Annotated in this window: 22 protein-coding genes; 18 read left to right on the top strand and 4 right to left on the bottom strand. The window is 65.6% G+C overall.

Annotation, left to right across the window (positions count from 1 at the left end; genetic code table 11):
- The first annotated feature begins 5 nt into the window (after positions 1-5).
- The 10 genes from ispC (at position 6) to KB879_RS22280 (ending at position 10970) form a co-directional block, all read left to right on the top strand.
- Positions 6-1187 (top strand): 1-deoxy-D-xylulose-5-phosphate reductoisomerase, encoded by a 1182-nt coding sequence (gene ispC / locus KB879_RS22325; protein WP_211979783.1) that lies wholly within the window; start codon positions 6-8, stop codon positions 1185-1187.
- A gap of 107 nt (positions 1188-1294) precedes the next feature.
- Positions 1295-2698, top strand: coding sequence for an RIP metalloprotease RseP (gene rseP / locus KB879_RS22320; RefSeq protein WP_211979782.1), 1404 nt, complete (start codon positions 1295-1297; stop codon positions 2696-2698).
- Between the two features lie 100 nt (positions 2699-2798).
- Entirely contained in the window at positions 2799-5132 is a 2334-nt protein-coding gene (gene bamA / locus KB879_RS22315) for an outer membrane protein assembly factor BamA (protein ID WP_013956953.1), read from the top strand.
- A 23-nt stretch (positions 5133-5155) separates the two neighbouring features.
- Complete coding sequence (locus tag KB879_RS22310) at positions 5156-5683, top strand: OmpH family outer membrane protein (protein WP_013956952.1); 528 nt, start codon at positions 5156-5158, stop codon at positions 5681-5683.
- A gap of 53 nt (positions 5684-5736) precedes the next feature.
- On the top strand, positions 5737-6828 hold the full coding sequence (gene lpxD, locus KB879_RS22305) for a UDP-3-O-(3-hydroxymyristoyl)glucosamine N-acyltransferase (protein ID WP_153956064.1): 1092 nt from the start codon (positions 5737-5739) through the stop codon (positions 6826-6828).
- Positions 6829-6839: 11 nt separating this feature from the next.
- Positions 6840-7289 (top strand): 3-hydroxyacyl-ACP dehydratase FabZ, encoded by a 450-nt coding sequence (gene fabZ / locus KB879_RS22300; RefSeq protein ID WP_211979781.1) that lies wholly within the window; start codon positions 6840-6842, stop codon positions 7287-7289.
- Between the two features lie 132 nt (positions 7290-7421).
- Positions 7422-8225 carry an acyl-ACP--UDP-N-acetylglucosamine O-acyltransferase gene (gene lpxA / locus KB879_RS22295; protein WP_013956949.1) on the top strand — a complete coding sequence of 268 codons (804 nt, stop codon included), beginning with the start codon at positions 7422-7424 and terminating at the stop codon, positions 8223-8225.
- 12 nt (positions 8226-8237) lie between these two features.
- Positions 8238-9446 (top strand): lipid-A-disaccharide synthase, encoded by a 1209-nt coding sequence (gene lpxB / locus KB879_RS22290; RefSeq protein WP_013956948.1) that lies wholly within the window; start codon positions 8238-8240, stop codon positions 9444-9446.
- A complete protein-coding gene (gene rnhB / locus KB879_RS22285) occupies positions 9446-10162 on the top strand; it encodes a ribonuclease HII (protein WP_013956947.1) in 717 nt (238 codons plus the stop codon). Before lpxB ends, rnhB begins: the two co-directional genes overlap by 1 nt.
- A gap of 25 nt (positions 10163-10187) precedes the next feature.
- Entirely contained in the window at positions 10188-10970 is a 783-nt protein-coding gene (locus KB879_RS22280) for an RNA methyltransferase (RefSeq protein ID WP_013956946.1), read from the top strand.
- Between the two features lie 51 nt (positions 10971-11021).
- Here KB879_RS22280 and KB879_RS22275 read toward each other — a convergent pair whose 3' ends face one another.
- The gene (locus KB879_RS22275; protein WP_010809585.1) at positions 11022-11825 is read right to left on the bottom strand and encodes a pyruvate, water dikinase regulatory protein; all 804 of its coding nucleotides are present in this window, start codon (positions 11823-11825) and stop codon (positions 11022-11024) included.
- A 413-nt stretch (positions 11826-12238) separates the two neighbouring features.
- Between KB879_RS22275 and ppsA the strand changes: the two genes are divergently transcribed.
- From ppsA to KB879_RS22260, 3 genes are all read left to right on the top strand, one after another.
- On the top strand, positions 12239-14623 hold the full coding sequence (gene ppsA / locus KB879_RS22270) for a phosphoenolpyruvate synthase (protein WP_153956063.1): 2385 nt from the start codon (positions 12239-12241) through the stop codon (positions 14621-14623).
- 152 nt (positions 14624-14775) lie between these two features.
- Positions 14776-15198, top strand: coding sequence for an NfeD family protein (locus KB879_RS22265; protein ID WP_013956944.1), 423 nt, complete (start codon positions 14776-14778; stop codon positions 15196-15198).
- A 100-nt stretch (positions 15199-15298) separates the two neighbouring features.
- Positions 15299-16231 (top strand): SPFH domain-containing protein, encoded by a 933-nt coding sequence (locus KB879_RS22260; RefSeq protein ID WP_013956943.1) that lies wholly within the window; start codon positions 15299-15301, stop codon positions 16229-16231.
- Positions 16232-16271: 40 nt separating this feature from the next.
- Here KB879_RS22260 and smpB read toward each other — a convergent pair whose 3' ends face one another.
- Entirely contained in the window at positions 16272-16724 is a 453-nt protein-coding gene (gene smpB / locus KB879_RS22255; protein ID WP_013956942.1) for an SsrA-binding protein SmpB, read from the bottom strand.
- A 177-nt stretch (positions 16725-16901) separates the two neighbouring features.
- Here smpB and KB879_RS22250 point away from each other — a divergent pair, with 177 nt between their 5' ends.
- Complete coding sequence (locus tag KB879_RS22250) at positions 16902-17339, top strand: type II toxin-antitoxin system RatA family toxin (protein WP_153956071.1); 438 nt, start codon at positions 16902-16904, stop codon at positions 17337-17339.
- Entirely contained in the window at positions 17326-17673 is a 348-nt protein-coding gene (locus KB879_RS22245; RefSeq protein WP_013956940.1) for an RnfH family protein, read from the top strand. The genes KB879_RS22250 and KB879_RS22245 overlap by 14 nt, the downstream gene beginning before the upstream one ends.
- A 54-nt stretch (positions 17674-17727) precedes the next feature.
- On the opposite strand, the gene KB879_RS22240 is transcribed toward KB879_RS22245, so the two are convergent.
- Both KB879_RS22240 and KB879_RS22235 read right to left on the bottom strand, forming a co-directional pair.
- Entirely contained in the window at positions 17728-18249 is a 522-nt protein-coding gene (locus KB879_RS22240) for a DUF4124 domain-containing protein (protein ID WP_153956062.1), read from the bottom strand.
- A 203-nt stretch (positions 18250-18452) separates the two neighbouring features.
- A complete protein-coding gene (locus KB879_RS22235) occupies positions 18453-19412 on the bottom strand; it encodes a DMT family transporter (protein ID WP_013956938.1) in 960 nt (319 codons plus the stop codon).
- A gap of 134 nt (positions 19413-19546) precedes the next feature.
- On the opposite strand from KB879_RS22235, the gene guaB reads away from it, so the two are divergent.
- The 3 genes from guaB (at position 19547) to guaA (ending at position 23424) form a co-directional block, all read left to right on the top strand.
- Positions 19547-21010, top strand: a complete 1464-nt coding sequence (gene guaB, locus KB879_RS22230; protein ID WP_013956937.1) for an IMP dehydrogenase — start codon at positions 19547-19549, stop codon at positions 21008-21010.
- Positions 21011-21206: 196 nt separating this feature from the next.
- Positions 21207-21830 (top strand): hypothetical protein, encoded by a 624-nt coding sequence (locus KB879_RS22225; protein ID WP_013956936.1) that lies wholly within the window; start codon positions 21207-21209, stop codon positions 21828-21830.
- Entirely contained in the window at positions 21805-23424 is a 1620-nt protein-coding gene (gene guaA / locus KB879_RS22220) for a glutamine-hydrolyzing GMP synthase (protein WP_153956061.1), read from the top strand. Before KB879_RS22225 ends, guaA begins: the two co-directional genes overlap by 26 nt.
- The last annotated feature ends 148 nt before the right edge of the window (positions 23425-23572 follow it).

Genomic DNA, 23572 nt, shown 5'->3' with positions numbered 1-23572 from the left:
CTGCTATGCATCGCATTACCATCCTGGGCGCCACCGGCTCCATTGGCGAAAGCACGCTCGACGTCATCAGGCGCCATGCCGACCGCTATGCGGTGCATGCGCTGACCGCCCACCGGCAGGTGCGCAAGCTGGCTGAGCAGTGCATTGAATTCCGCCCGGCCCGCGCCGTGGTGGGGACCGCAGAGGCAGCGCGCGAACTGGAAACGCTGCTGCGCGAGGCCGGCGTGAAGACCGAGGTCAGCCACGGCGAAGCCGCGCTGGAATCCGTGGCCGCCGATGCGCAGACCGATGCGGTGATGGCCGCCATCGTCGGCGCCGCCGGCCTGCGCCCGACGCTGGCGGCAGCACGTGCCGGCAAGCGCGTGCTGCTGGCCAACAAGGAAGCGCTGGTGATGTCGGGCCGCATCTTCATGGATGCGGTGCGCGAGCACGGCGCCACGCTGCTGCCGATCGACAGCGAGCACAACGCCATCTTCCAGTGCCTGCCGGCCGACGATCCGCGCTACGGCCGGGGCGTCGCCAAGGTGCTGCTGACCGCGTCGGGCGGGCCGTTCCGCACGCGCGACCCGGCCACGCTGCACGATATTTCCCCCGACCAGGCCTGCGCCCATCCCAACTGGGTCATGGGCCGCAAGATCTCGGTCGACTCCGCCACCATGATGAACAAGGGCCTCGAGGTCATCGAGGCGCACTGGCTGTTCGGTGCCCCCGCCGAGCGCATCGAGGTACTGATCCATCCGCAGAGCATCGTGCATTCGATGGTGGCCTACACCGATGGCTCGGTGCTGGCGCAGCTGGGCAACCCGGACATGCGCACGCCGATCGCCTATGGCCTGGCATATCCGGAACGGATCGACGCGGGCGTGACGCCGCTCGACCTGACGGTGGCCGGAGGCTTGCACTTCGAGAAGCCGGACCTGGTGCGCTTCCCGTGCCTGGGCCTGGCTTTCGATGCACTGCGCGCTGGCGGGGTGGCGCCAGCGGCACTCAATGCGGCCAACGAGGTGGCGGTCGAGGCATTCCTGGGCGGCAAAGTGCGCTTCACGGACATTGCCGGCATCGTCCGGCAGGTGCTGGAGGCGGCACCTCAAGGGCCTGCCGATACGCTCGAAGCGGTGCTGTCAGCCGACGCGCTGGCGCGCGAGGCGGCACGCGCCGGCGTGGCCGCCCTGGCTGCGAACCGCTGATGCGGCGGGGCGGCTTGCCGCATCTGCGACAATAGCGGCTGCGGCGGCCCCGGGTCCCCCGGGGGCCGGCGCGCCCGTCCAGCCATCGTTACCGACGTCCCGACTCCATGCAAACCGTACTCGCTTTCATCGTTGCCTTGTGCGTGCTCATCTATGTGCACGAAATGGGGCACTACCTCGCCGCGCGCGCCTGCGGCGTGAAGGTGCTGCGTTTCTCGATCGGCTTCGGGCGGCCCTTGGTGCGCTGGATTTCGAAGAGCCGCGACCGGACTGAATGGACGGTGGCGGCGATCCCGCTGGGCGGCTACGTCAAGATGCTGGACGAGCGCGAGGTCGACCCCGAGCGCGATACGCCGATCGACCCGGCCGACCTGCCGCGGGCTTTCAACCGCCAGCCGGTCGGCAAGCGCTTCGTGATCGTGGCGGCCGGCCCGCTGGCCAATTTTGCGCTGGCAATCGTGCTGTATTTTGCGCTCTTTGCCGGCGGCATGCGCGAACCCGTGCCGGTGGTGGCCGCGCCCGCGGCCGGCACCATGGCGGCGCAGGCCGGCATGCGCGAAGGCGACCGGGTGCTGTCGCTGACCGCCAATGGCCATACCGAAGCGGTGCGCTCCTGGAATGACCTGCGCATGGCCGTATTCGCCGAGGGCTTTGGCGATACGCGCGCCGTGCTGCGCGTACGGGGCGCCGACGGGACAGAGCGCGACGTCACGCTGCCGCGCCTGCCCAATACCGGCGGCAATCCCGAACAGGATCCGCTGGCCACGCTAGGCCTGAACCTGAAAGGCGGGCCGGTGACGATTACCGAGGTGCTGCCGGACTCGGCCGCCGAGCGCGCCGGACTGAAACAGGGCGACCGCATCGTTGCCTGGCAGGGCAGCCCGCTCACGCAGGCCAGCGCGCTGATCAAGGCGGTGCGCAGCCAGCCCGGCCAGACCGTGACACTGGGCATCGAGCGCGACGGCAAGCGCCTGGACGTGCCGGTGACGCTCGACACCGCCGTGGCGCGTGATGGCGCCAAGGACGCGAGCGGCGCCACCCCGGCGCCGGCGGGCAAGCTCGGCGCGGCGCTCAGCCAGGCCGTGCAGATGGAAACCGTGCGCTACCGGCCGGACCAGGCACTGGCGCGCGCGGCCGGCCAGGTCTGGGACACCAGCGCGCTCTCGCTCAAGCTGCTGGGCAAGATGCTAGTGGGGCAGGCTTCGCTGCAGAACCTGAGCGGTCCGCTGACCGTGGCGGACTACGCGGGGCGTGCCGCAAACCTTGGCCTGCAGGCCTTTGTCAGCTTCCTGGCATTGGTCAGCGTAAGCCTTGGAGTACTCAATTTGTTACCCATTCCGGTTCTGGATGGGGGGCATTTGCTGTATTATTGCGTGGAATTTTTGACTGGCCGGCCCGTCCCAGACCACTGGCAGGCAATGCTGCAGAAGGTTGGCATCGCCTGCATCTTGCTCCTGACTTCGCTCGCTTTGTTCAATGACGTCAGCCGAATGTTTCTGGCGAACGGCTAGAAACGTGTGTCGGCAAGGGGGCGGTGGTGTCGTCGGGCACCGTCGCCAGGGACGCCATTTGCCAGGCGCAGTCCAATAAGGCATCGGAGCGCAATCCTGGATGGAATCAAAGAGGGGATCAACATTGATCAGACATAAGCGCATTTCGCTGGGCTTGCTGGCGAGTGCCGTTATTGCAGCCTGGAGCCCGGCGGGCTGGGCTGCCGATCCGTTCGTCGTCAAGGACATCCGCGTTGAGGGCCTGCAACGCGTCGAGCCGGGTACCGTTTTCGGCTACCTGCCGGTGCGCGTCGGTGAAACCTTCACCGACGACAAGGGCGCCGACGCCATCCGTGCCCTCTACAATACCGGCTTCTTCAAGGACGTGCAGATCCGCGCCGAGGAAGGCGTGCTGGTGGTCCAGGTCGAAGAGCGGCCGGCGATCTCGCAGCTCGAATTCGTCGGCATCAAGGAATTCGACAAGGACACGATGCGCCGTTCGCTGCGTGCCGTTGGCGTAGCCGAAGCCCGTTACTACGACAAGGCACTGATCGACAAGGCCGAGCAGGAGCTCAAGCGCCAGTACGTCGCGCGCGGCTACTATGCGGCCGACGTGCAGACCACGATCACGCCGGTGGACCGCAACCGCGTCTCGGTCGTGTTCAACGTCGAAGAGGGCCCGGTCGCCAAGATCCGCCAGATCAATATCGTCGGCAACAAGGCTTTCAAGGAAGGCGCGCTGCGCGACGAGATGCAGCTGTCCACGCCGAACTGGCTGTCCTGGTACACCAAGAACGACCTGTATTCCAAGCAGAAGCTGACCGCCGACCTGGAAGCGCTGCGCTCGTTCTACCTGAACCGCGGCTACCTGGAGTTCGCGATCGAATCGACCCAGGTGTCGATCACGCCGGACAAGAAGGACATCTTCCTGACGCTGAACATCAAGGAAGGCGACCAGTACAAGGTGTCCGACGTGCGCCTGGCGGGCGAGCTGCTCGGCAAGCAGGAGGAAATGGAAAAACTGCTGCAGCTGAAGAAGGGCGATATTTTCTCGTCCGAGAAGCTGACGCAGAGCACCAAGGCCATCACCGACCTGCTGGGCACGTACGGCTACGCGTTCACCACCATCAACCCGCAGCCGCAGATCGACAAGGAAAAGCGTGAAGTCGCGCTGACCCTGATGGTCGACCCGGGCCGCCGCGTCTACGTGCGCCGCGTCAACGTGGTGGGCAACAGCAAGACCCGCGACGAAGTGGTGCGCCGCGAGATGCGCCAGATGGAAAGCTCGTGGTTCGACAGCGAGAAGCTCACGCAGTCGCAAGCCCGTATCAACCGTACCGGCTACTTTACCGACACCAACATCACCACCGAAGACGTGCCGGGCGCGCCCGACCAGGTCGATGTGAACGTCAACGTGACTGAAAAGCCGACCGGCCAGATCAGCCTGGGCGTGGGCTTCTCGTCCACCGACAAGCTGGTGCTGCAGGCCGGCCTGCGCCAGGACAACGTGTTCGGCTCCGGCACCAGCCTGGGCCTGGACGTGAACACCGCCAAGTCGTTCCGGACCATCGCGCTGACGCAGTACGACCCGTATTTCACGGTGGACGGCATCAGCCGCTCGACCGACATCTACTACCGTACTTCGCGCCCGCTGTACTACACCGGTGACCAGGACTACAAGATCGTGTCCGCTGGCGGCGGCTTCAAGTTCGGCGTGCCGTTCTCGGAAGTCGATACGGTGTTCTTCGGCATCGGCTACGAACGGACCCAGGTGTATACGTCGGTCAACACGCCGACCCAGTACACCGACTGGCTGAACAAGATCGGCAAGCAGAGCGGCGACGGCATCAACAACTTCCCGTTCACCATCGGCTGGGCACGTGACCGCCGCGACAGCGCGCTGGTGCCAACCAAGGGCCCGTACACCCAGGCCAACCTGGAAGTCGGCCTGCCGGGCGGCGATACGCAGTACTACCGCGCCAGCGTGCAGCAGCAGTACTTCTATCCGATCTCGAAGTCCTTCACGCTGGCACTGAACGGCGAAGTCGCTTATGGCCACGGCTATGGCAACACCCCTTTCCCGGTGTTCAAGTACTTCTACGCTGGTGGTATCGGCTCGGTGCGCGGCTACCAGACCAGCACGCTGGGCCCGAAGGACCAGAACGGCAACCCGGTGGGCGGTGCCTCGAAGATGATCGGCAACGTCGAGTTCATCTTCCCACTGCCGGGCTCGGGCGTGGACCGCACGCTGCGCCTGTTCACGTTCTTTGACTTCGGTAATGTCTACCAGGAAGGCCAGCCGCTGAGCTTCAGCGAGCTGAAGTACTCGACCGGCTTTGGCATGTCGTGGTTGTCGCCGATTGGCCCGCTGAAGATCAGCATGGGCTTCCCGCTCAAGCGCGACACCAATGACAAGGTCCAGCGCTTCCAGTTCCAGATCGGCACGGCATTCTGATTCTGATAAAGGATCTGTTTCAAATGATTACAACATCCAAACTGGTCAAATCCCTGGGCGCCGCCGCGCTCGCCACGGCTGCCATCTGCGCCGCGGTGCCGGCCTCGGCCCAGGAGGCGCGCATTGCCGCCGTGAACTCCGAACGCATCCTGCGCGACTCCCAGCCGGCCAAGGCTGCGCAGGTCAAGCTGGAGCAGGAATTCTCCAAGCGCGACCGCGAGCTGCAGGACATGGCCCAGAAGATCAAGGGCATGGCCGACAAGCTCGACAAGGACACGGCCGTGCTGGCCGACTCCGACCGCCAGCGCCGCCAGCGCGAAGTGGCTGACATGGACCGCGAGTTCCAGCGCAAGCAGCGCGAGTTCCGCGAGGACCTGAACCAGCGCCGCAATGAAGAACTGGCACAGGTGCTGGAGCGCGCCAACCGCGTGATCCGCCAGCTGGCCGAGCAGCGCAAGTACGACCTGATCGTGCAGGAAGCGGTGTACGTGAACCCGCGCATCGACATCACCGACGACGTGATGAAGGCGCTGAACGCCGGCGCCCGCTAAGGCGCACCGGTTCTCACGTTCTTTCGTCTTTCGTTTTTTTAGGAAGTACCGCCATGCAGACACCCACACTGGGTCAGCTCGCCACCGAGAACGGCGCGCAGGTTGTGGGTGACCCCGACCTGGCGATCGTCGGCCTGGCTCCCCTGGACCAGGCCGGACCGGGCGAGCTCTCGTTCCTGTCCAATCCGCTCTACCTGCAGCAGGCGCTGGATTCGCAGGCCGGCGCCGTGATTGTCTCGGCAGCCGACCTCGAGCGCGTTCGCGCCGAGGGCAGGGCGGACGGCCGCAACTGGCTGGTGGCGCGCAATCCCTACGTATGCTTTGCCCGCGTGGCGCAGCGTTTCGACCGCGCCGCCAACACCGATACCCGCACCGGCATCGATCCGCGCGCGACCGTGGCGCCCGACGCGGTGGTGCCGGCTTCGTGCTACATCGGCCCCAACGTGGTCATCGAGCGCGGCGCGCGCCTGGGCGAGCGGGTGCGCATCCTGGCCAACGGCTATGTCGGCGCGCAGGTAGAGATCGGCGACGATTCGCTGCTCTATGCCAATGTTTCGGTCTACCACCATTGCGTGGTCGGCGCCCGCGCAATCCTGCACAGCGGCGTGGTGATCGGCGCGGACGGCTTTGGCTTCGCGCCGGACATCAGCGCAACCGGCGTGGAATACGTAAAGATCCCGCAAACGGGACGCGCGGTGCTGGGCAATGACGTGGAGGTCGGCGCCAATACGGCAATCGACCGCGGCGCCATGGCCGACACCGTGATCGAGGACGGCTGCAAGATCGACAACCAGGTCCAGATCGCGCATAACGTGCGTGTCGGGGCCCATACGGTGATCGCAGGCTGCGCCGCGGTATCGGGCAGCACGCGCATCGGGCGCTTCTGCGTGATCGGCGGGGCCGCCAATTTTTCCGGCCACCTGAATATTGCCGACCGCACCACGGTGTCGGGCGGCACCTCGATCACCAAATCCATTACCAAGCCCGGGGGGCATTTCACCAGCGTCTTCCCGTTCCTGCCGCACGGCGAGTGGGAACGCAATGCAGCCATCGTGCGCGGCCTGACCAGGCTGCGCGAACGGGTGGTGGCGCTGGAACGCCGCCTGCGCGGCCAGGCCGCCGGGTCCCAACCCTCACAAGACTAAGAGAAATCATCATGACCGCAGTCGACATCGACATTCGCAAGATCCTCAAGCTGCTGCCGCATCGATATCCGATGCTGCTGGTCGACCGCGTGCTGGAGTTCGATCCGCAGAAGCGCATCAAGACGCTGAAGAACGTCACCATGAACGAGCCGTTCTTCCAGGGCCATTTCCCGGGCCATCCGGTGATGCCTGGCGTGATGATCCTGGAAGCGCTGGCGCAGTCGGCCGGCCTGCTGACCTTCGGCGCCGACATGGAGCGCAAGGAAGACGCGCTGTACTACTTTGTCGGCATCGACGGGGCCCGCTTCAAGCAGGTGGTGTACCCGGGCGACCAGTTGCACATGAACGTGACAGTCGAACGCTATATCCGCGGCATCTGGAAGTTCAAGGCGTTCGCCACGGTGGACGACAAGGTGGCCTGCGAGGCCGAGCTGATGTGCACCGTGAAGCAGGCCGAGTGAGGCCGAGCACGGCCCGCGGCACCGCCGCAGGCCGTCCGCCGCGCCCCGATTGACGGGTGCGAGCGGCCCGGACGGGAACCTTTGCCCCGTGCATGGGCCCATCCTTCACCAGACACACCAGAGGACAGACGTATGACGCAAATCCATCCCACCGCACTGGTTGACCCGAAGGCAGAGCTGGCATCCGACGTGACCGTCGGCCCGTTCTCCATCGTTGGCGCCAATGTGCGGATCGGCAGCGGCACCCGGATCGGCTCGCATACGACGGTCGAGGGTTACACCACGATCGGCGAGGGCAACACGATCGGCCCTTACGCATCGGTCGGCGGCGTGCCGCAGGACATGAAGTACCGCAACGAGCCGACCCGGCTCGAGATCGGCGACCGCAACACCATCCGCGAATTCACCACGATCCACACCGGCACGGTGCAGGACCGCGGCTTGACCAGTCTCGGCAACGACAACTGGATCATGGCCTACGTGCATATCGCGCATGACTGCACGGTCGGCAACCACACGGTGTTTTCCAGCAACGCGCAGATTGCCGGCCACGTTGAAGTGGGCGACTGGGCGATCCTGGGCGGCATGAGCGGCGTACACCAGTACGTGCGCATCGGCGCCCATGCGATGCTGGGTGGCGCCTCGGCACTGGTGCAGGACGTGCCGCCGTTCGTGATCGCCGCCAGTGACAAGAGCGGCAACAAGGCCACGCCGCACGGTGTCAACGTCGAGGGGCTGCGCCGCCGCGGCTTCGACGCCGGCCAGATCGCCGCGCTGCGCCAGGCCTACAAGCTGCTTTACAAGTCCGACCTCAGCTTCGACGAGGCGCGCAACGAGATCGTGGCCTTGCTGGGCCAGGCTGATGCAGGCACTGCGGCGCCGCTGCAGGCGTTTGTCGACTTCCTTGCCGCCACCCAGCGCGGCATCGTACGCTGAGGCCGGACCGCAATGGTCGACGCCGCAATTCGGGGTGGCTTGCCCACGGGCAACGGTAGCGCCGCGGACCAGCGCGGCACCATCGCCATGGTGGCCGGCGAGGCCTCAGGCGACCTGCTGGCATCGTTGATGATGGGCGGGCTGCAGTCCCGCCTGGGCGATACGGTCGAGTACGCCGGCATCGGCGGCAAGCGCATGATGGCGCAGGGCTTCACCTCGCGCTGGCCGATGGAAACATTGTCGGTCAACGGCTATGTCGAGGTCCTGGGCTCGCTGCGCGAGATCCTGGCCACGCGGCGCGCGGTGCGCGACTGGCTGCTGGCCAATCCGCCGCAGTGCTTTATCGGGGTTGACGCCCCGGACTTCAATTTCGGCCTGGAAGTGCCGCTGCGCCGTGCCGGCATCCCTGTGGTGCATTTTGTCAGCCCGTCGATCTGGGCCTGGCGCGGCGGGCGCATCCGCACCATCGCGCGCGCGGTGGACCACATCCTGTGCCTGTTCCCGTTCGAGCCCGAGATCTACGCCAAGGCCGGCATTCCCGCCACCTACGTGGGCCATCCGCTGGCCGATGTGATCCCGATGGTGCCTGACGTCGCCGGGGCGCGCGCCGAGCTCGGCCTGCCCGCCGGGCACCGGGTGGTGGCGGTGCTGCCGGGCAGCCGCCAGTCCGAGGTGCGCAACCTTGGCGCCACCTTCTTTGCGGCGATGGCGCAAATGCAGCGCATGGACCCGAACCTGGCGTTCGTGCTGCCGGCGGCGAGCGCGCCGCTGCGCGCCATTATCGAAGCGCTGCACGCGCAGTATCCCGAACTGCGCCTGACCATCGTCGACGGCAAGTCGCACCAGGCGATGGAAGCTGCCGACGTGGTGCTGCTGGCCAGCGGCACCGCCACGCTGGAAGCGGCGCTGTACAAGAAGCCCATGGTGATCTCGTACAAGGTGCCCTGGCTGACCGCGCAGATCATGAAGCGGCAGGGTTACCTGCCGTACGTGGGATTGCCTAATATCCTTTCAGGGCGCTTCGTCGTGCCGGAACTGCTGCAGGACGATGCCACGCCCGAGGCGCTGGCCCGCGAAACGCTGCTGCAGCTCAACGACGAGGGCAACACCGCCTTCCTCTACGAGCATTTCACCCGCATGCACGAGACGCTCAAGTGCAATACCGCGCAACTGGCCGCCGATGTGGTGGTGGACCTGATGCACAGCCGGGGGACCGTCTGATGGCGCGCCGCGATGCTGAATCGCCGCAGATGGGGCTGGATCTTGCCCCGGCCGCTGCCGCCGTGCAGCGCCTGTGCGGCGTCGATGAAGCGGGCAGGGGACCGCTGGCCGGGCCGGTCTATGCCGCCGCCGTGGTGCTGGATCCGAAGCGTCCGATCCGCGGCCTGGCTGACTCCAAGATCCTGACCGCCGCCAAGCGCGAACAACTCTACGACAAGATCTGCGAACGCGCGCTCGGCTGGCATATCGCCTTCGCCACGGTCGAGGAGATCGACACACTCAACATCCTGCACGCCAGCATGCTGGCAATGCAGCGCGCCGTGCAGGGACTGGCCGCCAGCGGCATCGTGCCGGACCTGGTCCAGGTCGACGGCAACCGCTGCCCGCGGGTGCCGTTCCCGGTGGAAGCCATCGTCAAGGGCGATGCGCTGGTCAGGGCGATCTCGGCCGCGTCGATCCTGGCCAAGGTGGCGCGCGACCGCGAACTGATGTTGCTGCACGAGCGCTATCCGCAATACGGCTTCGATTCGCACGTCGGCTATGGCACGCCGCAGCACCTGGCCGCGCTGGCTGAGTTCGGCGCCACGCCGCACCACCGCCGTTCGTTTGCGCCCGTGCGCGAGGCGCTGGAACAGCGGCCCATGTTCACCGGCATGACCGCAGTGGCCGAAGTGACTGAGGTCACCGCCTCGGTTTCGGTCACGGTCGTGCAGTGAAGCGCACCTACCTCATCCCCGCATCGTGAAGCACGTCACCTCGCGCGACAACGCGCTGTTCAAGCATTTGAAGGCCCTGGCCACTTCCACGCACCAGCGCCGCAAGGCCGGGCAGTCGCTGCTCGACGGCGTGCACCTGGCGCAAGCCTACGTCGCCGCACGCGGCCAGCCCGTCACCTGCTTGGTGTCAGAGCGCCACTATGACCACGCCGAGGTGGCGCCAGTGCTGGCGCTGATCGAGGCCGAGCGCGTGGTTGTGCTGGCCGATGCACTGTTCACGCAGATCAGCGGCGTGGTCAATGGCATCGACCTGATGCTGGTGATCGAGACGCCGGTCGGCCACCTGCCGGCGCGCATCGAACAAGACTGCATCATCCTGGACGGGGTGCAGGATGCCGGCAATGTCGGGTCGATCCTGCGCAGCGCCGCTGCCGCCGGCATCCAGCATGCCTTCCTTGCCACCGGCTGTGCCTTTGCCTGGTCGGTCAAGACGCTGCGTGCCGGCATGGGTGCCAACTTTCACCTGAATATCGTCGAGCACTGCACGCTTGAGTCGCTGGCGCCACGCCTTGCGGTGCCGCTGCTGGCGACTTCGTCGCATGCCGATGCCGCGGTATTCGACACCGATCTGCGCGGGCCGGTGGCCTGGGTGGTCGGCAATGAGGGGGCAGGGGTCAGCGACGGCTGGATGGCACACGTCACGCGCAAGGTGGGGATCCCGCAACCGGGCGGGCTGGAATCGCTGAATGTGGCGGCGGCGACCGCGATCTGCCTGTTCGAGGCAGTGCGCCAGCGGCGTGCCGCCTGAGGCTGCGCCGGCAGCGCAAGGAGAAAGCGGCCTGAACGGCCGCTTTTTGCTTTAGTAGTTGTCGCGATCGACCTTGATCTCCTGCAGGATCGTGGTCGCGATCTCTTCAATCGATTTGTGCGTGGAAGAGAGCCATTTGATGCCTTCGCGCCGCATCATCGCCTCGGCCTCGTTGACCTCATAGCGGCAGTTTTCCAGCGCTGCATACTTGCTGCCGGGGCGGCGCTCGTTGCGGATCTCGGTCAGGCGCTGCGGATCGATCGACAAGCCGAAGATCTTCGGCTTGAACGCGTACAACGCCGACGGCAGCCGGCCGCGCTCGAAATCGTCGGGAATCAGCGGGTAATTGGCTGCCTTCAGCCCGTATTGCATGGCCAGGTAGAGGCTGGTCGGGGTCTTGCCGCTGCGCGACACGCCCACCAGGATCACATCGGCTTCTTCCAGGTTCTTGTGTGACTGGCCGTCATCATGCGCCAGCGAGAAGTTGATCGCCTCGATCCGGTTCTTGTAGGCCTCGGTGTCCGCATTCTGGTGGAAGCGGCCGATGGCATGGGTGGACTTCAGGCCCAGTTCCTTCTCAAGCGGCTCAATAAAAGTCTGGAACATGTCCAGGATCATCGCCTTGGCGCGGCGCAGTGCCTTATTCGCTTCCTGGTTGACCAGCGTGGTGAAGACAATGGGCGGCACGCCTTCGTTGTGGAATGCCTCATTGATCTTGCCGACGGCGATATGTGCCTTTTCGGGGGTATCGACGAAGGGCATGCGCACCTTGCGGAAGCGCATCTCGAACTGGGCCAGGATCGAGTGACTGAACGTCTCCGCCGTGATGCCGGTGCCATCCGAGACGATGAACACGGTGCGGACCGCAGGGCGTTCGCTGGCCTGGGGTGCGTGAGCGGAGGGGGATTCAGGCTGCGTTCCAGGCTGGGACCCGGGTGTCGCCGTTCCGGGCGCTTCTGGCAGGGACATGGGGATGGCGCACATGGGGATGGCGCGTTAATAAATAGATTCAATCTTCCGCAGAAAAGTGCGGCGCAGCACGGTAGAATAGCGGCGATCTTTTCGCTAAGCAATTCTGCGGGGTGCACGCGCGTGCAACAAACAGCCTCGGAATTGTCGACAATGTGCGCTACGCGATGAGAGCCGTAGCGCCAGGTCCGCAGCGCCAGTTCGGGGTTGCTTAGCCAAGCGATCATTGGTCCGGGAACAGAACATCAACAACATACCGGCCATGCGCAACAAGTTTTCTACTTTGTTTTGAGGCTCTCATGACTAACCAGGCAGATAACGGCGCCTATGTGCTGCCGTTCGAGCAGTTGCGCATGGCTGACGTGGAAATCGTCGGCGGCAAGAATTCGTCGCTGGGCGAGATGATCTCCCAGCTGGCGGAAGCCGGCGTCCGGGTTCCCGGCGGCTTTGCCACCACCGCGCTCGCCTTCCGCGACTTCCTTGCCCACAACAACCTGACCGAGCGCATTTCCCAGCGCCTGAAGACTCTGAACGTCGACGACGTCAAGGCTCTGGCCGAGGCCGGTGCCGAGATCCGCGAGTGGGTCGCCTCCGCGCCGTTCCAGCCGCGCCTGGAGCAGGAAATCCGTGAATCCTACGCCCGCGTGGCCGAGCGCGAAGGCGCCGAGGCCTCGTTCGCCGTGCGTTCGTCGGCCACCGCCGAAGACCTGCCCGACGCCTCGTTCGCCGGCCAGCAAGAGTCCTACCTGAACGTCAGCGGCATCGACGACGTGCTCGACAAGATCAAGCACGTGTTCGCCTCGCTGTACAACGACCGTGCCATTTCCTACCGCGTGCACAAGGGCTTTGCCCATGATGTGGTGGCGCTGTCGGCCGGCATCCAGCGCATGGTGCGTTCGGACCTGGCTTCTTCGGGCGTGATGTTCACCATCGACACCGAATCCGGCTTCCCCGACGTGGTCTTCATCACCTCCAGCTACGGCCTGGGCGAAACCGTGGTGCAGGGCGCGGTCAACCCGGACGAGTTCTACGTCTTCAAGCCGACGCTGCAGGCCGGCAAGTACCCGATCATCCGCCGCTCGATCGGCTCCAAGCTGATCAAGATGGAATTCACCAAGCCGGGCGAAGCCGGCCGCGTCAAGACCGTCGACGTGCCCACCGAACTGCGCAACCGCTACTCGATCACCGACGACGACGTGACCGAGCTGGCCAGGTACGCGATGATCATCGAGAAGCACTATGGCCGTCCGATGGACATCGAGTGGGGCAAGGACGGCAAGGACGGCAAGATCTACATCCTGCAGGCGCGCCCGGAAACGGTGAAGAGCCAGTCCGCCGGCAAGGCCGAGCTGCGCTTCAAGCTCAAGGGCACCGCGCCGGTGCTGACCAGCGGCCGCGCCATCGGCCAGAAGATCGGCACCGGCCCGGTGCGCGTGATCAACGACCCGTCCGAGATGGAGCGCGTGCAGCCCGGCGACGTGCTGGTGGCCGACATGACCGACCCGAACTGGGAGCCGGTGATGAAGCGTGCCTCGGCCATCGTCACCAACCGTGGCGGCCGTACCTGCCACGCGGCCATCATCGCGCGTGAACTGGGCGTGCCGGCCGTGGTCGGCTGCGGCGACGCCACCGACGTGCTGAAGGACGGCACGCTGGTGACGGTGTCGTGCGCCGAAGGCGACGAAGGCCGCATCTACGACGGCCTGCTGGAAACCGAAGTGACCGAAGTCCAGCGTGGCGACATGCCGGAAATCGATGTCAAGCTGATGATGAACGTGGGCAACCCGCAGCTGGCGTTCGACTTCGCGCAGATCCCGAACTGCGGCGTCGGCCTGGCCCGCCTGGAATTCATCATCAACAACAACATCGGTGTCCACCCGAAGGCCATCCTTGACTACCCGCAAGTCGATGCCGACCTGAAGAAGGCCGTGGAAAGCGTGGCCCGCGGCCATGCCAGCCCGCGCGCGTTCTACGTCGACAAGCTGGCCGAGGGCATCGCCACCATCGGCGCGGCCTTCTACCCGAAGCCCGTGATCGTGCGCCTGTCGGACTTCAAGTCCAACGAGTACAAGAAGCTGATCGGCGGTTCGCGCTATGAGCCGGACGAAGAAAACCCGATGCTGGGCTTCCGCGGCGCCTCGCGCTACATCGCCGACGACTTCGCCGAAGCGTTCGAGATGGAATGCAAGGCCATGAAGCGCGTGCGCGACGAAATGGGCCTGACCAACGTCGAGATCATGGTGCCGTTCGTGCGTACGCTGGGCCAGGCTGCCAAGGTCATCGAGCTGCTGGCCAAGCACGGCCTGAAGCGCGGCGAGAACGGCCTGCGCATCATCATGATGTGTGAAGTGCCGTCCAACGCGATCCTGGCCGAAGAGTTCCTTCAGTACTTCGACGGCTTCTCGATCGGTTCGAACGACCTGACGCAGCTGACGCTGGGCCTGGACCGCGATTCGGGCATGGAACTGCTGGCCAAGGACTTCGACGAACGCGATCCGGCAGTGCGGTTCATGCTGTCGCGCGCCATCGAGGCGTGCATCCGCCTGAACAAGTATGTCGGCATCTGCGGCCAGGGTCCTTCGGACCATCCGGACTTTGCCGAGTGGCTGGCCAAGGAAGGCATCAAGTCGATCTCGCTGAATCCGGACTCGGTGGTCGAGACCTGGCAGAAGCTGGCTTCCTGAAGCATTTGACGTCACAATAACCATATTGCCGGCGCCTTCTGGCAGCCGGCAGGCACCGGCCCTGCGTCAGGTGTTGCTACTGCCCCGCAGACGCTGAAAGGCGCTGCGGGGTTTTTACTTTTCGGGATCTCTCTGGACGAACGGGGGCTTGGATGGCGTACTACATCTGGTTCGTGGCAGCGGTCGCGCTGGTGATCATCGAGCTGAACACCGGCACCTTTTACCTGCTGATGGTGGCGGTGGGGCTGGCTGCCGGCGGCGTGGGAGCCCTGCTGGGGTTGTCGCCGGCCGCGCAGACGCTGGTGGCCGCGCTGGTCGCGGCGGTGCTGATCGCCGGGCTGCGCCGTACCCGCTTTGGCAAGCTGCGGCGCGGCAACGCCGCTGCCGATCCCAACGTCAATCTCGATATCGGCGAGGAGCTCGACGTGCCCGGCTGGGACGCCAACGGGCGCGCCCGCGTGCCGTACCGCGGCGCTGACTGGACCGTGGAGCTGGCGCCCGATTGTGCCGCCGCGCCAGGCCGCTACCGCATCGTCGCGGTGCGCGGCAGCACCCTGGTCGTGTCTCCCCGCTGAAACCCTGTCTTATTGCGCGGCGCGGCAATTGCTGCGCCGCGATCCGCCTGCCGCCGCCTGGCGGCTCCGTACTGCTGTCTTCTGTCTGGAGGGTCGTTACATGCTCGCATTTCAGCTTGGTTTGTTGCCGCTGATCATCCTCATTGCCGTCATCGTGCTGATTGCCAAGGGCATCAAGATCGTGCCGCAGCAGCATGCCTGGGTGCTCGAGCGCCTCGGCCGCTACCATGCGACGCTGACGCCGGGGTTGTCGATCGTGGTGCCGTTCGTCGACCGCGTCGCGTACAAGCACGTGCTCAAGGAAATCCCGCTGGACGTGCCCAGCCAGGTCTGCATCACCAGGGACAACACGCAGCTGCAGGTCGATGGCGTGCTGTACTTCCAGGTCACGGACCCGATGAAGGCATCGTATGGATCGAGCAATTTCGTGGTCGCGATCACGCAGCTGTCGCAGACCACGCTGCGCTCGGTGATCGGCAAGCTGGAGCTCGACAAGACCTTCGAGGAGCGCGAGTTCATCAACCACAGCGTGGTCAACGCGCTGGATGAGGCTGCCGCCAACTGGGGCGTCAAGGTGCTGCGCTACGAGATCAAGGACCTGACCCCGCCCAAGGAGATCCTGCACGCGATGCAGGCGCAGATCACCGCCGAGCGCGAAAAGCGCGCGCTGATCGCCGCGTCGGAAGGCAAGCGCCAGGAGCAGATCAACCTGGCCACGGGCGCGCGCGAGGCGGCGATCCAGAAGTCAGAGGGCGAGCGGCAGGCCGCCATCAACAGGGCGCAGGGCGAGGCGAGCGCGATCCTGGCGGTGGCCGAGGCCAATGCGCAGGCGATCCAGAAGATCGGCAATGCAATCCGCACCGAAGGTGGCATGGATGCGGTCAACCTGAAGGTGGCCGAGGAATACGTGGCTGCGTTCGGCAACCTGGCCAAGCAGGGCAATACGCTGATCGTGCCAGGCAATCTGGGCGAGATGAGCAGCATGATCGCGTCCGCCCTGCAGATCGTGAAGGGGCAGCAGAAGGCTGCCTGAAGGGACTGACGGACACGCCGCGGCAGCGCGGCGCCGGGGCTTAGTCCTTGGCGTCGCCCTTCATGATGCGGGCCTTCTCGCGCTGCCAGTCGCGCTGCTTTTCGGTCTCGCGCTTGTCGAACTGCTTCTTGCCCTTGGCCAGGCCGATCTCGCATTTGACGCGGCCGCGCGTGTAGTGCAGGTTCAGCGGGACCAGCGTGTAGCCGCGCTGCTCGACCTTGCCGATCAGCTTCTTGATCTCGTCGGCCTTGAGCAGCAGCTTGCGGGTGCGCACCGGGTCGGGATTGACGTGGGTGGAGGCGCTTTGCAGCGGGCTGATATGGGCGCCGATCAGGAACATCTCGGCGTCGCGCACCACCACGTAGCCTTCCTTGATCTGCACGCGGTTGGCGCGGATCGCCTTGACTTCCCAGCCTTCCAGCACGATCCCGGCCTCATATCGCTCTTCGATGAAGTAGTCGAAAAAGGCCTTTTTGTTGTCTGCGATGGTCATGCGTGCGGGTGGGGGAACAATGAGTGGAATCCGGTCGGATCGCTGCAGTGCCGCATGGCGAGGTGCCGCCATGCGCCAGCGTCGGCTAAAATTGGCATTTTAGCAAACCAACCCCGGTACCGGCTCATGCTGCCGCGCGTTGCGCACGGCATGGCCGGAGGCCAGATTGCCCACTACATGGCAGACGTCCATAAATCCGTGCTGCTCGGCTACTCCGCCGCGCAGATGTACGACCTGGTCACGCGCGTGGAGGACTATCCCAAGTTCCTTCCATGGTGCGGTGGCGTGGAGGTGTTCGAGCAGACCGATGCCATGCTCGACGCCAAGATCCATATCCACTTCAAAGGGATCCAGCAGTTCTTCCACACCCGCAATACGCAGGAACGCCCCACCCGCATCGACATGACCTTTGCCGACGGGCCGTTCAAGACCTTCAACGGCGCGTGGCGCTTTACGCCACTGCGCGAAGACGCCTGCAAGATCGAATTCCACCTGCACTATGAGTTTTCCAGCCTGCTGCTGGAAAAAATCATCGGCCCGGTCTTCAGCATGATTGCCAATACCTTTGTCGACGCCTTCGTCAAGCGGGCCGAGGTGGTATATGTCGCCAACTGACGCTGGCGCGGGGACGGTGCATATCGCGGTCTGCTATGCGCGGCCCGATACCGTCTTCCTGAAGGAGATCGACGTGCCGGCCGGCACCACGATTGCCGCGGCGATCGTCGGCTCCGGGCTGCAGCAGGCCTGTCCGGAGGTGGACCCGTCGACCATGCGGGTGGGCATCTTCGGCAAGCTCAAGACGCCGGAGACGGTGGTGCGCGAAGGCGACCGCGTGGAGGTTTACCGGCCCTTGACCGCCGATCCCAAGCAGGCACGCCGCAAGCGGGTGCAGAAGCAGCGCGCGGGCGGCACGCGCGAAGGCCAGAAGTGGTTGCGCGGCAGCGGTTGAGCCGAGCCTGCCACGCATGCAAACGGGGCCGATGCGCCCCGTTTTTCTTTGACTTCAGCTGCAGTTCTTTTCGAGGCTGGCGTTGGTCTTGAGCATTTCGGCCTGGCGCTGGTCGCTGTTCAGGTGCTGCAGCGAGCCGTCCGGACCCGCCACCGCGGCGCGCATGCCTTGCTGCAGGCCGTTGGCGTAGCTGCGCAGCTGGGCGCAGCGGGCCTCGCGCTCAGCCGCCTCGCTTTCCCTGCGGGCCTCTTCGGTGGCGGCTTTCAGGCTGGCCTCGCGGCGCTTCTGGAAGGCTTCTTCGGGCGTCGGCGCCGGGGCCGCGGCGGGCTTGGCCGCGGCTTTGGCCGGAGCGGGGGCAGCAGGGGCGGGCGCCGTGGCATTGGCGGCCTCCACCGGCTGGAACTCGCCGGCAAAGCGGCCCGGCGCACGCAGCACCTTGGCTGCCGCCGCCGACGGCGGCACGTCGCTGTAGACCATGCGGCCGTTGGCGTCGCGCCATTGCCAGTAGGCAAGGGCCTGGACGGGAACGGCGAGAGTGGCGGCGGCAAGCAGGCACAGCGCGGACGATCGTTTCATGGCGAGGCGTCTTAAAGTGACTCGGAAGTAACTGGTGCGGCTGGAATCGTGCTGGGCCGCCGGCTGCGCGCATGGCGATGTCGCGGCAGGACAGCCGCGGCGATGGCTTGGCGCCCGCCTGGTATCAGGTGCGTAGCGCCGGTTTGACCCTGGTGAAGCTGTTGTTCGTGGCGTGTGTGATCCCCGCGCCATCGTTCGCTAGTCTACGCAGACTTGTCGGTGGCGTGCAAGCGCACCGACCAGGCCACGCCGACCATCAGCAGCACAATGGCGGCGATTTCCAGCGGCCGCGGCCAGCGGTGATCGAAGACAAAGCCGTAGGCCAGCGCGAACAGCGTCTCGAACACGATCATCTGGCCCGACAGCGTCAGCGGCAGGCGCCGGCTGGCAATATTCCACAGGTTGTTGCCGATCAGCGACGCGCCCAACGCCACCGCGGCATTGACCATCCAGAACCACTGCCAGTCACGGCCGCTGTCGCCCGCGGTCAGCGTGTCGCCCGCCAGCAGCCAGCCGATCACGGCGAGCACCGCCGACACCGCGCCGGTCGACAACCCGTACAGCGCCGACCATTCATTACCGCTGTATTGCGGGTTGCGCTGCAGGTAGCGTGCGTTATCGACCGCGTAGAGCGTCCAGCAGACCAGCGCGCCGGCTGCGCAGCACACGCCGGCCAGTTTCTGCCAGACCGGCCGGACTGCCGCACCGGCCGCCGCCGCGTGGGCGCTCTGGCCGCCGCCGAACAGGTCAATGTTGATGCATGCGATGCCGGCCACCACCACCAGCAGCGGCCACATCAGCCGCGACAGTGGCACGGCGCCGTGGTCGCGCCGGCCCATGATGGTGACCGAGATCGGCAGGATGCCGATGATCAGGGAGGTGGGGCCCACCCCGGCGAGCTGCACGCCGAAGGCCAGCAGCACGTAGTAGAGCAGGTTGCCGGTGAAGGCCTGGCGCAGCAGCGCCACGCAGTCCGCCCGGGTCAGCTTGCGCGCGATGCGCTTCATCAGCGGCAGCGCGGCCACGAAGGCGACCAGCCCATAGGCCAGGTAGCGGCCGATGGCCAGCTCCCACGGCGAGAACACGGGCAGCAGCTTGGGGGCGATAAAGACCATGCCCCAGAAGGCGCCTGCCAGCAGCCCGCACAATACGCCGATTCCCATGCTTCGGTTCGCCCGAGTAAAAACCGACGAGCATAGCAGACCGCTTGCAGGAAAGCCCGCAGGAAAGCCCGTTGCAGTGCATCAGCAAAGCGCGCATTCCTGTATAATTCGGTTTTGCGCCTAGAGGATTTGCTATGCGTCTTGTCCAGAAAGCACTCACATTCGATGACGTGCTGCTCGTACCGGCCTATTCGGCCGTCCTTCCCCGGGATGTCTCCCTCCGCACCAGCCTGACCCGCTCCATTGAACTGAACATCCCGCTGGTATCCGCGGCGATGGACACAGTGACGGAAGCCCGCCTGGCGATTTCCATGGCGCAGGCCGGCGGTATCGGCATCGTCCACAAGAACCTGAAGCCCGCCGACCAGGCCCGCGAAGTTGCGCGCGTCAAGCGCTATGAGTCGGGCGTGCTGCGTGATCCGATCACCATTTCGCCGGACATGAAGGTCCGCGATGTGATCGCGCTGTCGCAGCAACATGGCATTTCCGGCTTCCCGGTGCTGGAAGGCAAGGCCGTGGTCGGCATCATCACCAACCGCGACCTGCGCTTCGAGGAAGAGCTCGACGCCCCGGTGCGCGCCAAGATGACGCCCCGCGAAAAGCTGGTGACCGTGGCCGAAGGCGCGACGCTGGAAGAAGCCAAGCGCCTGATGAACCGCCACCGCCTTGAGCGCGTGCTGGTGGTTAACCAGGCCTTCGAGCTGCGCGGCCTGATCACGGTGAAGGACATCCAGAAGGCCGTGGACAATCCGCTGGCCAGCAAGGACGACCACGGCCAGCTGCGCGTAGGCGCCGCGGTCGGCGTGGGCCCGGACAACGACGAGCGCGTCGAACTGCTGGTCAAGGCCGGCGTCGACGTGATTGTGGTGGATACGGCGCACGGTCATAGCCAGGGCGTGCTGGACCGCGTCCGCTGGGTCAAGCAGAACTTCCCGCAGGTGCAGGTGGTTGGCGGCAATATCGCCACCGGCGATGCCGCGCGTGCGCTGGTCGAGCATGGCGCCGACGGCGTCAAGGTCGGCATCGGCCCGGGTTCGATCTGCACCACGCGTATCGTTGCCGGCGTGGGCGTGCCCCAGATCACGGCGGTTTCCAACGTGGCCGAAGCCCTCAAGGGCACCGGCGTGCCGCTGATCGCTGACGGCGGCGTGCGCTACTCCGGCGATGTGGCCAAGGCCCTGGCGGCCGGCGCCCACACCGTGATGATGGGCGGCATGTTCTCGGGTACCGAGGAAGCACCGGGCGAAACGTTCCTGTTCCAGGGCCGTTCGTTCAAGAGCTACCGCGGCATGGGTTCGGTGGGTGCGATGAAGGATGGCGCGGCAGACCGCTACTTCCAGGAAGACAACACCGCCAACGTCGACAAGCTGGTCCCCGAAGGCATTGAGGGCCGCGTGCCTTATAAGGGCTCGGTGATGGCGATCATCCACCAGCTGACCGGCGGCGTGCGTGCCTCGATGGGCTATTGCGGCGGCAAGTCGATTGCCGACTGGCACGAGAGCGCCCAGTTCGTCCAGATCACGGCAGCCGGCATGCGTGAATCGCACGTGCACGACGTGCAGATCACCAAGGAAGCGCCGAACTACCATATCGACTGACGCGCAGCGGCTGCGCCCGTCGCCTCGCGGCGGTGCGCGGCCGCAAGATCGTCGGGGCGAGGGCGCATTGCCGCGGGCGGCGCCTTCGCCTGACCGGAATGCCATCCGGCCCGGCCGCTCGCCACGCCGGTGTTGCCTGAAGGTGGGCCACACCAGCCGGCCGCACCATCGGCCAGGCCCATGACGAGGAGCGCCAATGAAGGTATTGCTGCGAGCCGTGCTGTTTTTTGATGCCCTGGTGGATTTGATGCTGGGCATCCTGCTGTTGATGTCCCCGTTCACCACGCTGTATGCGGCGCTGCAGTTGCCGCAGCCGCAACCCGCCCTGTTCGGGCAGCTGCTGGGCGTGGCACTGGTCGGCCTGGCCGTGCTGCTGTGGCAGGCAACATTCAACGGCCAGCTGACAGTGCCAGTGGCGCGCACGGCCGGCTATGTGAACCTGGCCAGCGCAGTGCTGATCATTGCCTGGATGGTGTTCATGGAACTGCCGCTGGTCGGCGCGGGCAAGATCTGGCTGCCGGTGATGGCAGTGGTGCTGGCGTTTTTCGCGCTGGTGCAGATTCCCGCTTCCAGGCGCGTGCGCAACCGCGAAAGGCAGCTGAAGGCCGAGCGCGCACTGCAGGAACAGGAAAACAAGAAGGAAGTCCGCAAGGAACCCGGCGTCGCCCCCGCGGCGCGCCCAACGAATACCCCAGAATTCCGGCGCGAGCCGGTCATCACGCCGCCGCCGGGCTATGGCCCCGGCACGGAAGTCGTGGCCGAGCCCATCCCGGAAGACACGCCATCGGCCCATCATGCACGACAAAATCCTCATTCTTGATTTCGGCTCGCAGGTCACGCAGCTGATCGCCCGCCGCGTCCGCGAGGCGCACGTCTATTGCGAGATCCACCCGAACGACGTCTCCGACGACTTCGTCCGCGAGTTCGCCCCCAAGGCCATCATCCTGTCGGGCAGCCACGCCAGTACCTATGAAGACCACCAGCTGCGCGCGCCGCAGGCCGTGTGGGACCTGGGCGTGCCGGTGCTGGGCATCTGCTACGGCATGCAGACTATGGCCGTGCAGCTGGGCGGCAAGGTCGAGTGGAGCGATCACCGCGAATTCGGCTACGCCGAGGTGCGCGCCCATGGCCACACCAACCTGCTCAAGGACATCGAGGATTTCCGCACGCCGGAAGGCCATGGCATGCTCAAGGTCTGGATGAGCCACGGCGACAAGGTTGCCGGCCTGCCGCCGGGCTTCAAGCTGATGGCCTCCACCCCCAGTTGCCCGATCGCCGGCATGGCCGACGAGGCGCGCGGCTACTACGCGGTGCAGTTCCACCCCGAGGTCACGCATACCGCCAAGGGCCGTCAGATGCTGGAGCGCTTCGTGCTCGGCATCGCTGGCTGCAAGCCTGACTGGGTCATGCACGACCATATCGCGGAAGCCGTCGCCAAGATCCGCGAGCAGGTCGGCGATGAAGAAGTCATCCTGGGCCTGTCCGGCGGCGTCGACTCGTCGGTGGCCGCGGCGCTGATCCACCGCGCCATCGGCGATCAGCTCACCTGCGTGTTCGTCGACCACGGCCTGCTGCGCCTGGACGAAGGCAAGATGGTGATGGACATGTTCGCCGGCCGCCTGCACGCCAAGGTCGTGCATATCGATGCTTCCGATCAGTTCCTCGGCCACCTGGCCGGCGTGACCGATCCCGAGCAGAAGCGCAAGATCATTGGCCGCGAGTTCGTTGAAGTGTTCCAGGCCGAGGCCAAGAAGCTGACCAACGCCAAGTGGCTGGCGCAGGGCACGATCTATCCGGACGTGGTGGAGTCGGGCGGCACCAAGACCAAGAAGGCCACCACCATCAAGAGCCACCACAACGTCGGCGGCCTGCCGGAGACGCTGGGCCTGAAGCTGCTGGAGCCGCTGCGCGACCTGTTCAAGGACGAAGTGCGCGAGCTGGGCGTGGCTCTGGGCCTGCCGCCGGAAATGGTCTACCGCCACCCGTTTCCGGGCCCGGGCCTGGGCGTGCGCATCCTGGGCGAGGTCAAGCGCGACTACGCCGACCTGCTGCGCCGCGCCGATGCCATCTTCATCGAAGAATTGCGCAAGACCATCGCCACCGAACAGGACGCCGCCGCGGGTCTGTGCGAGCCGGACCAGGTCGGCAAGAGCTGGTACGACCTGACTAGCCAGGCCTTCGCCGTGTTCCTGCCGGTCAAGTCCGTGGGCGTGATGGGCGACGGCCGCACCTACGACTACGTCGTCGCGCTGCGCGCGGTGCAGACCACCGACTTCATGACCGCGCACTGGGCACATCTGCCGTATGCGCTGCTGGGCCGTTGCTCGAACCGGATCATTAACGAAGTACGTGGCCTGAACCGGGTTGTGTATGACGTGTCGGGGAAACCGCCGGCGACGATTGAGTGGGAGTGAGGGGCAGGGATTTCGTCATCTTGCTGCTACGGCAATACCGGCCGTGACAGTAGCGATCAATCTCGGAAGCCAGGTTTCATGCGTGTTCGCGGGAATATGTAGGTCTCGTGGAAAGAGTAGGCGTCCGGCCAGCCCCTCCACAGACCTG

It is taken from the genome of Cupriavidus sp. KK10 (assembly GCF_018223725.1).
GTDB lineage: Bacteria > Pseudomonadota > Gammaproteobacteria > Burkholderiales > Burkholderiaceae > Cupriavidus > Cupriavidus necator.
This window is presented reverse-complemented; position numbering and strand designations above follow the sequence as displayed.

Excerpts from the sequence above, each read along its gene's own strand:
- KB879_RS22250 (WP_153956071.1), top strand. The coding sequence starts at position 16,902 with ATGGCAGACGTCCATAAATCCGTGCTGCTCGGCTACTCCGCCGCGCAG.
- KB879_RS22245 (WP_013956940.1), top strand. The coding sequence starts at position 17,326 with ATGTCGCCAACTGACGCTGGCGCGGGGACGGTGCATATCGCGGTCTGC.
- ppsA (WP_153956063.1), top strand. The coding sequence starts at position 12,239 with ATGACTAACCAGGCAGATAACGGCGCCTATGTGCTGCCGTTCGAGCAG.
- lpxA (WP_013956949.1), top strand. The coding sequence starts at position 7,422 with ATGACGCAAATCCATCCCACCGCACTGGTTGACCCGAAGGCAGAGCTG.
- fabZ (WP_211979781.1), top strand. The coding sequence starts at position 6,840 with ATGACCGCAGTCGACATCGACATTCGCAAGATCCTCAAGCTGCTGCCG.
- KB879_RS22310 (WP_013956952.1), top strand. The coding sequence starts at position 5,156 with ATGATTACAACATCCAAACTGGTCAAATCCCTGGGCGCCGCCGCGCTC.
- smpB (WP_013956942.1), bottom strand. The coding sequence starts at position 16,724 with ATGACCATCGCAGACAACAAAAAGGCCTTTTTCGACTACTTCATCGAA.
- ispC (WP_211979783.1), top strand. The coding sequence starts at position 6 with ATGCATCGCATTACCATCCTGGGCGCCACCGGCTCCATTGGCGAAAGC.
- KB879_RS22235 (WP_013956938.1), bottom strand. The coding sequence starts at position 19,412 with ATGGGAATCGGCGTATTGTGCGGGCTGCTGGCAGGCGCCTTCTGGGGC.
- rseP (WP_211979782.1), top strand. The coding sequence starts at position 1,295 with ATGCAAACCGTACTCGCTTTCATCGTTGCCTTGTGCGTGCTCATCTAT.
- guaB (WP_013956937.1), top strand. The coding sequence starts at position 19,547 with ATGCGTCTTGTCCAGAAAGCACTCACATTCGATGACGTGCTGCTCGTA.
- lpxD (WP_153956064.1), top strand. The coding sequence starts at position 5,737 with ATGCAGACACCCACACTGGGTCAGCTCGCCACCGAGAACGGCGCGCAG.
- rnhB (WP_013956947.1), top strand. The coding sequence starts at position 9,446 with ATGGCGCGCCGCGATGCTGAATCGCCGCAGATGGGGCTGGATCTTGCC.
- guaA (WP_153956061.1), top strand. The coding sequence starts at position 21,805 with ATGCACGACAAAATCCTCATTCTTGATTTCGGCTCGCAGGTCACGCAG.
- KB879_RS22240 (WP_153956062.1), bottom strand. The coding sequence starts at position 18,249 with ATGAAACGATCGTCCGCGCTGTGCCTGCTTGCCGCCGCCACTCTCGCC.
- lpxB (WP_013956948.1), top strand. The coding sequence starts at position 8,238 with ATGGTCGACGCCGCAATTCGGGGTGGCTTGCCCACGGGCAACGGTAGC.
- KB879_RS22225 (WP_013956936.1), top strand. The coding sequence starts at position 21,207 with ATGAAGGTATTGCTGCGAGCCGTGCTGTTTTTTGATGCCCTGGTGGAT.
- KB879_RS22265 (WP_013956944.1), top strand. The coding sequence starts at position 14,776 with ATGGCGTACTACATCTGGTTCGTGGCAGCGGTCGCGCTGGTGATCATC.
- bamA (WP_013956953.1), top strand. The coding sequence starts at position 2,799 with ATGGAATCAAAGAGGGGATCAACATTGATCAGACATAAGCGCATTTCG.
- KB879_RS22260 (WP_013956943.1), top strand. The coding sequence starts at position 15,299 with ATGCTCGCATTTCAGCTTGGTTTGTTGCCGCTGATCATCCTCATTGCC.